This is a genomic window from Ornithinimicrobium murale, assembly GCF_003352835.1.
GTDB lineage: Bacteria > Actinomycetota > Actinomycetes > Actinomycetales > Dermatophilaceae > Ornithinicoccus > Ornithinicoccus muralis.
Genome location: NZ_QLVD01000023.1, coordinates 80,847 through 92,797, shown reverse-complemented (window position 1 = coordinate 92,797; position 11,951 = coordinate 80,847). Strand labels below are relative to the sequence as shown.

General features: G+C 70.5%; 10 protein-coding genes. 7 read left to right on the top strand and 3 right to left on the bottom strand.

Annotated elements, in window-relative coordinates; translation table 11 throughout:
* The first annotated feature begins 71 nt into the window (after window positions 1-71).
* Together DPQ65_RS09810 and DPQ65_RS09805 are read left to right on the top strand one after the other, a co-directional pair.
* Window positions 72-1,091: a GlxA family transcriptional regulator gene (locus DPQ65_RS09810; RefSeq protein WP_114907168.1), complete on the top strand. Its 1,020-nt coding sequence runs from the start codon at window positions 72-74 to the stop codon at window positions 1,089-1,091.
* A gap of 9 nt (window positions 1,092-1,100) precedes the next feature.
* On the top strand, window positions 1,101-1,856 hold the full coding sequence (locus DPQ65_RS09805; protein WP_114907167.1) for a GAP family protein: 756 nt from the start codon (window positions 1,101-1,103) through the stop codon (window positions 1,854-1,856).
* Between the two features lie 25 nt (window positions 1,857-1,881).
* Here the strand turns inward: DPQ65_RS09805 and leuA are convergent, their stop codons facing one another.
* Window positions 1,882-3,660 carry a 2-isopropylmalate synthase gene (gene leuA, locus DPQ65_RS09800; protein ID WP_114907166.1) on the bottom strand — a complete coding sequence of 593 codons (1,779 nt, stop codon included), beginning with the start codon at window positions 3,658-3,660 and terminating at the stop codon, window positions 1,882-1,884.
* 442 nt (window positions 3,661-4,102) lie between these two features.
* Between leuA and DPQ65_RS09790 the strand changes: the two genes are divergently transcribed.
* A complete protein-coding gene (locus tag DPQ65_RS09790; RefSeq protein WP_114907165.1) occupies window positions 4,103-5,056 on the top strand; it encodes a hypothetical protein in 954 nt (317 codons plus the stop codon).
* Window positions 5,057-5,304: 248 nt separating this feature from the next.
* Here the strand turns inward: DPQ65_RS09790 and leuD are convergent, their stop codons facing one another.
* Together leuD and leuC are read right to left on the bottom strand one after the other, a co-directional pair.
* Window positions 5,305-5,952, bottom strand: a complete 648-nt coding sequence (gene leuD, locus DPQ65_RS09785) for a 3-isopropylmalate dehydratase small subunit (RefSeq protein WP_114907164.1) — start codon at window positions 5,950-5,952, stop codon at window positions 5,305-5,307.
* Window positions 5,952-7,406 carry a 3-isopropylmalate dehydratase large subunit gene (gene leuC, locus DPQ65_RS09780; RefSeq protein ID WP_114907163.1) on the bottom strand — a complete coding sequence of 485 codons (1,455 nt, stop codon included), beginning with the start codon at window positions 7,404-7,406 and terminating at the stop codon, window positions 5,952-5,954. The genes leuD and leuC overlap by 1 nt, the downstream gene beginning before the upstream one ends.
* A 181-nt stretch (window positions 7,407-7,587) precedes the next feature.
* Here leuC and DPQ65_RS09775 point away from each other — a divergent pair, with 181 nt between their 5' ends.
* Genes DPQ65_RS09775 through tsaE form a run of 4 tightly spaced genes read left to right on the top strand, consistent with a single transcriptional unit; the run spans window position 7,588 to window position 11,836 of the window.
* Entirely contained in the window at window positions 7,588-8,760 is a 1,173-nt protein-coding gene (locus DPQ65_RS09775) for a 3-isopropylmalate dehydrogenase (RefSeq protein WP_238146773.1), read from the top strand.
* Between the two features lie 30 nt (window positions 8,761-8,790).
* Window positions 8,791-10,164, top strand: a complete 1,374-nt coding sequence (gene alr, locus DPQ65_RS09770) for an alanine racemase (protein ID WP_114907162.1) — start codon at window positions 8,791-8,793, stop codon at window positions 10,162-10,164.
* Window positions 10,161-11,327: an alpha/beta fold hydrolase gene (locus DPQ65_RS09765; RefSeq protein ID WP_238146772.1), complete on the top strand. Its 1,167-nt coding sequence runs from the start codon at window positions 10,161-10,163 to the stop codon at window positions 11,325-11,327. Before alr ends, DPQ65_RS09765 begins: the two co-directional genes overlap by 4 nt.
* The gene (gene tsaE / locus DPQ65_RS09760; protein WP_114907160.1) at window positions 11,324-11,836 is read left to right on the top strand and encodes a tRNA (adenosine(37)-N6)-threonylcarbamoyltransferase complex ATPase subunit type 1 TsaE; all 513 of its coding nucleotides are present in this window, start codon (window positions 11,324-11,326) and stop codon (window positions 11,834-11,836) included. The genes DPQ65_RS09765 and tsaE overlap by 4 nt, the downstream gene beginning before the upstream one ends.
* Window positions 11,837-11,951 lie beyond the last annotated feature (115 nt).

Here is an 11,951-nt window from a genome sequence, read left to right as displayed (position 1 = left end):
ACGGACCAGTCTGTGATCTTCCTCCGTCGCGGACGAGTGGCGGATTGGACGGAATGTATTAATTTTCGGCCATGAGTGGTCCGCAACCTCCCCACCGTGTCGTCGTCCTCTGCATCGAGCCGCTCGTCGGTTTCGACATGACCCTGGTCCCGCAGGTCCTGGAGGCCGCCCGCGGCGCGCACGGGGAGCTGCTCTATGACGTGCGGGTCACCTCCCTGGACGGCGGGCCGGTGCGCACCCACAAGGGGTATGCCGTGGTGCCGGACCACGGACCCGAGACCTTGTCGTGGGCCCAGACCGTGGTGATCCCGGGGACGAAGCACCCCGTGATCCGCGGCGAGGGGCGCCCGACTCCGGAGCTCGAGGCGGCGTGGGCGCTGCTCCGGCCGGGCACCCGGCAGGTCTCCGTCTGCACCGGGGCCTTTGCGCTGGCCTGCCTCGGGGTGCTCGACGGCCTGCGCGCCACCACACACTGGGAGTATGCCGACGACTTCCGTGAGTTGTTTCCGGCCGTCGAGCTTGACCCGGATGTCCTCTTCGTCGATGAGGGTGAGGTGCTCACCTCGGCCGGGCTGGGCGCCGGCGTCGACCTGTGTCTGCACCTGATTCGCCGGGACTTCGGCGTCGAGGCCGCCAACCATGCCGCCCGCGGGTGTGTGGTCCCACCGTGGCGCGAAGGTGGTCAGGCCCAGTTCATCGAGCATCCCCTGCCGCCCCGTCCCGACCAGTCGACCTCGGCCACCCGTGCCTGGGCGCAGTCCAACCTGCGGACGGTGGCCCGGGTGGAGGACCTCGTGGCGCACGCCCGCATGAGCGAGCGCACCCTCAGCCGACGGTTCCGCGCCGAGACCGGCCTGTCGCCCCAGCAGTGGTTGCTGCAGTCTCGGCTGCAGCGTGCGCTGGAGCTGCTGGAGCGCACGGATCTGCCCGTTGACCGGGTGGCTGAGGAGGCGGGCTTCGGCACGGCTGCGGCGCTCCGGCACCGGATGCGGCAGGGGTTGGCGACCACGCCCCAGGCCTATCGGCGGACCTTTGCCGGCCCGGGCGCCGGGCCCCAGAAAGGGGCCGCGGCAGCGCCGCCCGGCGCTTAGGCTTCTCTGGTGGAGATCGCGACACTCGGTGCGCTGGCGGCGCTCGCGCTGGTGGACAGCACCAGCTTCGGCACGCTGGGTGTGCCCGTCTGGATGCTCGTCCAGCCGAGGCTGAGGGTCGGCGCGGTCCTGACCTACCTCGGTGTCATCGCCCTGTTCTACTGGCTGCTCGGTCTGGCGCTGATGGCCGGCGCGGGGGCGCTCGTGGAGTCCGACTGGCTGGCCGGCGTCCTGGACTCCGAGCCTGTCCTGTGGGCTCAGCTGGTGGTCGGCGCCAGCCTGTTTGCGCTGAGCTTTCTGTTCACCCGGAAGCGGGGCGAGGCCCGGCGGGCTCAGCGCGGCGATCGCCCGACCCGCATGCAACGCTGGACCGCCCGAGCAGTGGGGCCGAACGCGACCCTGGGCACCGTGACCGGGGTGGCGTTGGCGGCCGGACTGGTCGAGGCCGCCTCGATGCTGCCCTACCTGGCCGCCATCGGACTGCTCACCGCTGCCGGGTGGGGCATGGCCACGAGTGTCGGCGTGCTCGCGGGCTATGTCGTCGTGATGACCCTCCCCGCCCTGCTCCTGCTGGGGTTGCGACTGGCCGCGGCCCGGCAGGCCGAGCCGCTGCTCACCCGGGTCAACGGCTGGCTGCAGCGCAACAAGGACGAGATGCTGGGCTGGGTGCTCGGGATCATCGGCTTCCTGCTGGCCGCGGACGCTGCCAGTCGGTTGTTCGGCGACGCTGAGACGATCGCTGCCGCCGTCCCGTTCCTCGGCTGAGCGGGACGGCGGCCAGCGGTCACGATCAGGCGGTGGGGTTGGGGCGGTTGATCGCGCTGCACACCGCGTTCAGCGAGGCGCTCACGATGCTGGGGTGGATGCCCACGCCCCAGCGGACGTGACCGTTGATGCTGCACTCCACATAGGCGGCCGCGTTGGCGTCGTCCCCGGCGGACATCGCGTGCTCGCTGTAGTCGAGGACCCGCACATCGATGCCGACACCCTCCAGCGCGTGCACGAAGGCCGACACCGGGCCGTTGCCGTGTCCCTCGACCTCGTGCTCGACACCGTCCACGGAGATCGTCGCGGTCAGCACGTCCTGCTCGGTGGCACCGGACTCGTGCGTGATCGCGAAGTCCTTGATCGCGACCGGACCGGCCTGCTCGAGATACTCCTGCTGGAACTCCGACCAGATGGCAGCCGGTGACATCTCGCCGCCCTCGGTGTCGGTGCGCCGCTGCACGACCTGGCTGAACTCGACCTGCATGCGCCGCGGCAGGTCCAGCTTGCGCTCGGTCTTCATGACGTAGGCGACGCCGCCCTTGCCGGACTGGCTGTTGACGCGGATCACGGCCTCGTAGGTGCGCCCGACGTCCTTGGGGTCCACCGGCAGGTAGGGCACCTCCCACCGGAACTCCTCCACCGGTACCCCGGCCGCGGCGGCGCCGGCCTCCAGTGCCTCGAAGCCCTTCTTGATGGCGTCCTGGTGGGAGCCGGAGAATGCGGTGAACACCAGATCGCCGCCCCAGGGGTGGCGCTCGGGGACCGGCAGCTGGTTGCAGTGCTCGACCGTGCGCCGGATCTCATCGATCTGGGAGAAGTTGATCTGCGGGTCGATGCCCTGGGTGAACAGGTTCATCCCCAGAGTGACCAGGCAGACGTTGCCGGTGCGCTCGCCGTTGCCGAACAGGCAGCCCTCGATGCGGTCGGCGCCGGCCAGATAGCCCAGCTCGGCCGCAGCCACGCCGGTGCCACGGTCGTTGTGCGGGTGCAGGCTCAGGATGACGTTCTCCCGGTGGTTCAGGTGCCGGCCCATCCACTCGATCGAGTCGGCATACACGTTGGGGGTGGCCATCTCCACCGTCGCGGGCAGGTTGATGATGACCGGCTTCTCCGGCGTCGGGACGAAGACCTCCATGACCGCGTTGCAGATGCGCGCGGCGAACTCCAGCTCGGTGCCGGTGTAGGACTCAGGGGAGTACTGGTAGAAGATCTCGGTGCTCCCTGGCAGCTGCTCCTCATACTTCTTGCACACCCGCGCGCCCTGCACCGCGATGTCCACGATCTCGTCCTCGCTGGCCCGGAAGACCACGCGCCGCTGCAGGGTCGAGGTCGAGTTGTAGAGGTGCACGATCGCCTGCTTGGCCCCGGCGATCGACTCGTAGGTCCGCTCGATCAGGTGCTCCCGGGCCTGGGTCAGCACCTGGATGACGACGTCATCGGGGATCAGGTCCTCCTCGATGAGCATGCGCACGAAGTCGAAGTCGGTCTGGCTGGCGGCGGGGAAACCGACCTCGATCTCCTTGTAACCCATCTCGACCAGCAGCTCGAACATGCGTCGCTTGCGGTCCGGAGTCATCGGGTCGATCAGGGCCTGGTTGCCGTCGCGCAGGTCGACCGCGCACCAGCGCGGGGCCTGGGTGATGGTCCGGCCGGGCCAGGTGCGGTCGGGCAGGTCAACGGCGGGGTATGCGGAGTAGCGGCTGAACGGCATCCCGCTCGGCTGCTGTGGGTTGCGGCTGGGGGCGTCGGTCGACACGACGGTCGGCGCGCTCGGTGCTGGGGTGCTCTGAATGGCGGTCATGCTGGCTTCCTCGCTGGGGCTGTCGGGGTGTCCGGGACAGCGCAGACTCCGCAGCGAGGGCCGGACCTAGAGGGTCTCGCTGCGGCGACTGAGGAGGAGCATGCGTGCCATTGGGGTCGACTGTAGCCGATCAACCTGACGTCACGTCAAGCGCGCCCCCGCTCATCGCCCGTCGCCGCCGCCGTCGCCCCCGCCCTCGCCGCCGCTGTCGCCCCCGCCCGCCGCCGTCGCCCCTCAGCCGCCTCGCCGTCACCCCCGCCCTCGCCTCCGCCGCCGCCCCCGTCGTCGCCGCCCCTCCTCCGCCGCCGCCGCCCCTCCGCCGCCGCCCCTTCCGTCGCTATGTCATGCAACGACAGGGTTCCCACCCGGTCAGTGCCTGACACAAGAGCGCTGTCCACAGGGTCGCCAGCGCGCGACGCGCCGCTGAGCCACGATGGCGCGCATGGGGGATCGACGACAGGCGGTCAGGGCGCTCACTCCCGCTGAGCGCCGGACACTGGTGGCCGACAAGCTGGGCGCGCGGCACGGCGGCGCTACGCGACTCGATGACCTGTATGCGCTCGGTCTGACCTACGACCAGGTGATGGCGGAGGTTTCAGCGGGCCGTTGGCACCGGCTCGGGCGCAGGACCATCGGACTCCTCGGGCCGGGACCGAGCCGGGAGGCGTCCTGGGCAGCCGCGGTGTGGGAGTCCGGGTCGGGCGCCGTGCTCGATGGTGCGTCATCTCTCCTCATGGCCGGCCTGCGGTCGTGGGAGGAGTCGCTCGTGCACGTTAGCGTTCCCCGCGGCACTCGCACGCGCCCTGCTGACGGAGTGCGGATCCATCACCAGCGCCGGATGGGTCGCACGCTCACCACCGATCCGCCACGCAGTGCGCCCGAGGTCGCAACACTGCGAGCAGCCGGATGGGCAAGCTCGGACCGGCAGGCCCTGACACTGGTGGCTATGTCGGTGCAGCAGCGCCTGGTTCCTGCCGATCGTCTGCTGCGGGAGTGGGAGGCCATCCAACGGCATCCGCGGGGCGCCCTGCTGTCCGAGGCGATTCCGCTGGTCTGCGACGGCGCGCACGCCCTGGGTGAGCTGGACTTCGCCCGAGTCTGCCGTCGTCGCGGGCTCCCTGAACCGTCGCGTCAGGAGGTGCGACACACGTCCCAGGGGTTGGTCTACCTGGACGTGTGGTTTGACAGGTATGGAGTGCACGCCGAGATCAACGGTGCCCAGCACTATGCGGGCCTGGGACCAGTCGCTGACGCGCGCAGGCGCAACGACCGCACGCTGGCCAGCGACCTGACCCTGGAGATCCCGGTGCTCGGACTGTTGGTCGATGAGGCTGGTTTTCTTGCGCAGGTGTCCCAGGCTCTCCGTCAGCGAGGGTGGAAGGGACGCGGTGTCTGAGCAACCGCCCTGCCTGCCCCTCGCGTGACCCGAACTTCGCGTGACCCGAACTTCGCGTGACCTGCCCCTCTCGTGACCCCCTGACGCATGCTCGGACCCTCGCTATGTCATGCAGTCCCAGGGTCATCACCCTGGGACTGCATGACATAAGCCGGGCAGACGTCAGCCGATTGAGGCGTCGGGTAGCACAGCAGCCGATCAGGCGGCAACAGCACCGCAACTACAGTGCGCCGGACGCCATCGACCGATCAGTCGCCGGTCGGCGCAGTGGAGACCTGGATCTGAGCCCGCGGGGCAGCGCCGGTCTCCGCGGTGACGACGGGCTTGTAGGCCGGCCGGGAGGCTTCGTAGGCGGTGATGTCGTCCTCGTGCTGGAGGGTGAGGGAGATGTCGTCGAGGCCGTTGAGCAGGCGCCAGGCGACGTAGTCATCGACGGTGAAGGACGCGACGATGTCGTCGGCGGTGACGGTGCGGGCCTGCAGGTCGACGGTGATGGTCGCGCCGGGGTTGTTCTCCAGGTGCTTGAGGATGAGTTCGACGTCGGGCTGGGCGACCTGGGCGGTGAGCAGGCCGCCCTTGCCGCTGTTGCCGCGGAAGATGTCGCCGAAGCGGGAGGAGATGACGACGCGGAAGCCGAACTGTTGCAGCGCCCACACGGCGTGCTCGCGACTGGACCCGGTGCCGAAGTCGGGGCCGGTCACCAGGACCGAGCCCTGCGCATACGCCTCTTGGTTCAGGACGAAGGAGGGGTCCTCGCGCCACCGGGAGAACAGGCCCTCCTCGAATCCGGTGCGGGCCACCCGCTTGAGCCATTGGGCAGGGATGATCTGGTCGGTGTCGATGTTGCTGCGGCGCAACGGGACACCGACGCCGGTGTGGGTGGTGAACTTCTCCATCAGGCCGGGACCTCCTGGTGCGTCGGGTCGCTGGTATGCCGTGGCCCGGGGCCGGTGGGGGTGTCCAGGTCGGTGGGGGCGGACAGGGTGCCGCGCACCGCGGTCGCGGCGGCGACGGCGGGAGAGACCAGGTGGGTGCGGGAGCGGGCGCCCTGCCGGCCCTCGAAGTTGCGGTTGGAGGTGGAGGCGCACCGTTCCTGCGGGGCGAGCTGGTCGGGGTTCATGCCCAGGCACATCGAGCACCCGGCCAGGCGCCACTCGGCGCCGGCGTCGGTGAACACGACGTCCAGGCCCTCCTGCTCGGCCTGCAGGCGCACGGCGTGCGAGCCGGGGACGACCATCATCCGCACGTCGGGGGCGACGTGCCGGCCGCGCAGGACGCTGGCGGCCAGGCGCAGGTCCTCGATCCGGCCGTTGGTGCAGGACCCGAGGAAGACCGCGTCCACGGTGATGTCGCGCATCGGGGTGCCCGGGGTCAGGTCCATGTACTCCAGGGCCCGTTGCGCGTTGCCGCGGGCGTCGTCATCGCCCAGCTCGGCCGGGTCGGGCACGGCCTCGTCCAGGGTCACTGACTGGCCCGGGTTGGTGCCCCAGGTGACATACGGCGTCAGGGTGGCCGCGTCGATCGTGATCTCCTCGTCGAAGACCGCGTCGTCGTCGGTGCGCAGTTGCCGCCAGGCTTCCACGGCGGTGTCCCAGTCGGCGCCGGTCGGGGCGTGCGGGCGGCCCTGCACATAGGCGAAGGTCGTCTCGTCGGGGGCGATCATGCCCGCCCGGGCACCGGCCTCGATCGACATGTTGCAGATCGTCATCCGGCCCTCCATCGACAGGCTCTCGATAGCCTCGCCGCGGTACTCCAGCACGAATCCCTGCCCGCCGCCGGTGCCGATCCGGTTGATCACGGCCAGGATGATGTCCTTGGCGCTGGCTCCCGGCGCGAGCTGGCCGGTGACGTTGATCGCCATCGTCTTGAACGGCTTGAGCGGCAGCGTCTGGGTGGCCAGCACGTGCTCGACCTCGGAGGTGCCGATGCCGAAGGCCAGCGCCCCGAACGCGCCGTGGGTGGAGGTGTGGCTGTCACCGCAGACGATCGTCATCCCCGGCTGGGTCAGCCCCAGCTCCGGGCCGATCACGTGGACGATGCCCTGCCCCAACCGGCCCCGCCGGTGGTGCACGATCCCGAACTTCGCACAGTTGGCGGTCAACGCCTCCAACTGGGTCTTGCTGATCAGGTCCAGCACCGGCCCCGGCGTCGTGGGCACATTGTGGTCCTCGGTGGCCACGGTCAGATCCGGACGCCGCACCGTCCGCCCCGCGGCCGTCAACCCCTCGAACGCCTGCGGGCTGGTCACCTCGTGCACCAGATGCAGATCAATGTAGAGAAGGTCCGGTTCACCCTCCGCCTGTCGCACCACGTGCGAGCGCCAGACCTTCTCGGCCAGCGTGTGTCCCATCGCTCCTCCTTCACAGACTCATCACGACCGGTGCTCACCTGCACCGGTCCGGGTTTCTCGACACTCTAGCCGTGGGGATTGACGCCACGGAAAGCGGTGTGAGGTGCGGGGCCGTGCGCACCGCCCGCGGTCGCATCGTGCAGACTGACCCGCACGAGTCGTGCGAGCCAAGGAGGACCCCGTGTCGCAGTCAGGTCTGGACAAGCCCAGCGTTGAGGACGCGAGCACCGGCCGGTCCCACAAGCTCGCGGTCATCGGGGGCGACGGCATCGGTCCCGAGGTGACGGAGGCGGCTCTGACCATCCTGGACGCCGCCCAGGACCGGTTCGGCTTCACCACTTCGCGCACCGAGGTGCCGCTTGGCGCCGACGCCTACCTGGAGTCCGGTGACCTGCTCACCAGCTCGGCGATCGAGACGCTGCGGGAGCAGGACACCATCCTGTTCGGCGCCATCGGCAGCCCCCGGGTCACGCCCGGCATCCTCGAGCGCGGCATCATCCTGGCCCTGCGCGCCGAACTGCGCCAGGCCATCAACCTGCGCCCGGTCCGGCTCTATCCCGGGGTGCCCACGCCCATCGCCGGCCTCACGCCGGAGCGGTGCGACCTGGTCGTGGTCCGGGAGAACTCCGAGGGCTCCTATGTGGGGGGCGGCAGCACGGTGCACCAGGGGACTCCCGCCGCCGTCGCCACCCAGGGATCGACCAACACCTGGTATGCCGTGCACCGGGCTGTGGACTTCGCGTTCCGTCTCGCAGAGCAACGGCGAGGCAGGGTCACCCTCTGTCACAAGACGAATGTGCTCGTCGAGGCCGGAGCCCTCTGGTTGGACGTGGTGGAGGAGGTCGCCGCACGCTTCCCGGACGTGGAGCACGACTACGTGCACGTCGACGCCATGTGCATGCACCTGCCGGTCTCGCCCGAGCGGTTCGACGTGGTGGTGACCGACAACCTGTTCGGCGACATCATCACCGACCTGGGGGCGGTCCTGCAGGGTGGCCTGGGCGTCGCGGCCAGCGGCAACCTCAACATCGAGGGGTCGGCCCCCAGCATGTTCGAGCCGGTGCACGGCTCCGCTCCCGACATCGCCGGAAAGGGGTGGGCCAACCCCGCCGGCGCCGGGCTGTCCCTCGCGCTGTGCCTGGCCAGCCTGGGGGAAGGTGCGGCGGCCGCGGCGGTCGAGTCGGCGACGGCCGGCGTCCTCGCGGACCTGCCGGAGCTCTCGGGCGAGCGGATGGGTGCCTCCACCGCCGAGCTGGGGGAGCGCATCGCCGCGGCGGTGCAGGCAGGCGAGGGCGCCATCGAGAGCAGCCTGATGACCCAGCTCGCCGCGGTGCAGGCCGGCCTACCTGGCTGAACGTCCTGCCGCTGGCAGACTGGACCGATCATGACCGCACCAACGCCGGACCCGGCCACGACCCAGAGTCCTGCCGTGACCCAGGACCCTGCCGCGCCCCAGGACCCCGCCGCGACCCAGGACCCCGCCGCGACCCAAGGACCTGTCGCGACCCAGGACTCTGCCGCGAGCCAGGGCCCTGCCGCGACCCTGGCCCGGGCCCCGATCCCGGTGCCCTTCCCGGCCCGCGTCGTGGTGGACCTCGGCGCCATCGCCGCCAACGTCGGGGTGCTGCGCCAGCGGGCCGGCTCGGCCGGGGTGATGGCTGTGGTCAAGGCCGATGCCTATGGCCACGGCCTGGTGCCCTCGGCGCGAGCGGCCCTTCTCGGAGGGGCGAGCTGGTTGGGGGTGGCCCAGCTGCCCGAGGCGATGACCCTGCGGGCGGCCGGCATCACGGCCCCGGTCCTGGCCTGGCTGCACGCGCCAGGGGCAGGGTTCGCCGCGGCCATCACCGAGCGCATCGACATCGGGGTCTCGGGCACCTGGATGCTCGATGAGATCGCCGCAGCCGCACGCGAGACCGGCCACACCGCCCGGGTCCAGCTCAAGGTCGACACCGGGCTCGGCCGCAACGGGGCCTATATGTTCTCGCCGACCGGCGTGGCCAGTGACTGGGCGCTGCTGGTCGAGCGGGCACGGCAGCTCGAGGCGGAGGAGGCGCTGCGGGTCACCGGCCTGTTCACGCACTTCGCGTATGCCGACGCGCCCGAACATCCCACCGTGCTGGCCCAGCAGGAGGCCTTCACTGAGGCGGTGGCGCTCGCCGAGCGGGCGGGTCTGCGCCCCGACGTGCGGCACATGTCCAACTCTGCCGCCACGCTCACCACGCCGGCCGCGGCCTGGGACCTGGTGCGCCCGGGCCTGGCCGTCTACGGACTGACTCCCGCTCCCTCGGTGGGCAGTTCCGAGGACTTCGGGCTGGTGCCGGCCATGACAGCGTCCGCCTCGGCGTCCGTGGTGAAACGGGTTCCTGCCGGACAGGGAGTCTCCTACGGGCACACCTACACCACGACCGCGCCCACCACTCTCGTCGATATCCCGCTGGGCTATGCCGACGGTGTGCCACGTCATGCCTCCGGGGTCGCCGAGGTCCTGGTGGCTGGAGCGCGCCGGCGGATCGCCGGACGGGTCTGCATGGACCAGTTCGTGGTCGACGCTGGTGACCTCCCGGTGGCGCCGGGAGATGAGATCGTCCTGTTCGGTCCCGGGACCAGGGGTGAGCCCACGGCACAGGACTGGGCCGAGGCGATCGGCACCATCAACTATGAGATCGTCACCAGGTTCGGCCCCCGGGTGCCCCGGGAGTTTGTCGGACCCCGGTCCGGGGAGATGCCCTGGGCCCAGGCAGACAGGAGACCGGAGTGAGCCAGGCCCGCAACAGCACTCTGGTCGGTGTGGGAGCTGGGGTCGCCGCGGCCGGGCTGGCCGCGGTCGGCGCCATCGCTGTGGATCGGCTGTGGCGCGACCGGCGCCACGCGATCGCGCTGGGGGAGGACGAGGACTTCACGATCGTGCCGTCCGAGACCCGCGTGGTGCTGGCCGACGACGGCGTGCCCCTGCACGTGGAGATCGATCAGCCCGAGGGGTGGGACGAGGGCGGCACGACGGTCATCCTCTGCCACGGCTTCACCCTGGACCTGCGGTGCTGGTTCTATCAGCGACAGGCCCTGACCGAGGCGGGCTATCGGGTGGTGACCTGGGACCTGCGCGGACACGGGAGCTCCGGAGAAGGGGCCACTGAGTCCTATGCGATCGAGCAGCTCGGTGTGGATCTGGCGCAGGTGATCGCTGACGTGGCGCCCACCGGCGACCTGGTGCTGGCCGGCCACTCGATGGGTGGAATGACCGTCATGGCCCTCGCGGAGGCCGATCCCGGGCTGTTCCGGGAGCGGGTCCTCGGGGTCGCCCTGATCAGCACGAGCGCCGGTGGCCTGCACCGGATCACCTGGGGGTTGGGGTCCCTGCTCGGTGGAGTGGTCACCCGGTTCGGGCCCACGGTGCTGCGGGAGCTGTCCACGCACCAGGACTTCGTCGACTCGGCGCTGCGCGGCGGGCGTGAGCTGCAGGAGTTCTTCGTCGCCCGAGGCTCCTTCGGGTCGCCGGTGCCGCTGTCGGTCGTGCGCCTCACGGCGGACATGATCTTCGGCACGCCGCTGTCGGTCATGTCGGCCTACGGACACACCCTGGAGGACCACGACAAGCGCACGGCCCTGGCCCACCTGGTCGACCAGGAGGTCCTGGTCTTCAACGGCGAGAAGGACGCCCTGACCTCGGCCGTGCACAGTCGCGAGATCGTCGAAGCGGTCCCGGGAGCAGAGCACGTGCTGGTCCGGGACGCCGGCCACATCATCATGCTCGAGCACCCCGACCTGCTGTCCCAGGAGCTGCTGGCCCTGATCTCCCGCGCCGAACGCGGACGGGGGCGAGCGCACCGAGCCGGCGCACGGCATACGGTCACCAACCTCAGCAAACGGCGACGTGAGCGAGAGTCCCGGCCGTCCCGGAGCCGGTCGCGGCAGCAGGCATGAGAGAGCGAGCGGCGCTGGCCGCCCTGCTCGCCGGCGAGCAGGTCGAGCTGGCGACCGCGGGGGAGACTCACGCGTTCGGAGCAGCCCTCGGGAGGGTCCTGCGAGCGGGTGACCTAGTGCTGTTGACCGGTGACCTTGCCGCCGGCAAGACGACCCTGACCCAGGGCATCGGGGAGGGGCTGGGGGTCCGCGGACCGATCACCTCACCGACCTTCGTCATCGCCCGGGTGCATCCCTCGTTGGGGAACGGGCCGGATCTGGTGCACGTCGACGCCTACCGGCTGGGTGGTCTCGCCGAGCTTGACGACCTCGACCTCGACACCGATCTCGAGGAGGTCGTCACGGTGGTCGAGTGGGGCCACGGCCTGGCCGAGGAGCTGGCCGAGGACCGACTCGAGCTGGTGCTGTCCCGACAGCCCGACCGGGACGGGCACCCGCTGGAGGGCGACCAGCCTCGCACGATCCAGGCGCTGGCCCACGGGTCTCGCTGGCGCTCCACGGAGCAGTAGGCCCTTTTGCCCGCACCTCACGGGAACGTGAGGACCAGCTGCACAGAGCCACCCGAGGGTCCTTCCGGGGTTGCCCCGGTGATGGTAAACCCTGGGTAAAGTCCATGTGACGGTC

Bases quoted from the DNA above. Each gene is read 5' to 3' on its own strand.
- tsaE (WP_114907160.1), top strand. From the start codon at position 11,324: ATGAGAGAGCGAGCGGCGCTGGCCGCCCTGCTCGCCGGCGAGCAGGTC.
- leuC (WP_114907163.1), bottom strand. From the start codon at position 7,406: ATGGGACACACGCTGGCCGAGAAGGTCTGGCGCTCGCACGTGGTGCGA.
- DPQ65_RS09810 (WP_114907168.1), top strand. From the start codon at position 72: ATGAGTGGTCCGCAACCTCCCCACCGTGTCGTCGTCCTCTGCATCGAG.
- alr (WP_114907162.1), top strand. From the start codon at position 8,791: ATGACCGCACCAACGCCGGACCCGGCCACGACCCAGAGTCCTGCCGTG.
- leuA (WP_114907166.1), bottom strand. From the start codon at position 3,660: ATGACCGCCATTCAGAGCACCCCAGCACCGAGCGCGCCGACCGTCGTG.
- DPQ65_RS09790 (WP_114907165.1), top strand. From the start codon at position 4,103: ATGGGGGATCGACGACAGGCGGTCAGGGCGCTCACTCCCGCTGAGCGC.
- leuD (WP_114907164.1), bottom strand. From the start codon at position 5,952: ATGGAGAAGTTCACCACCCACACCGGCGTCGGTGTCCCGTTGCGCCGC.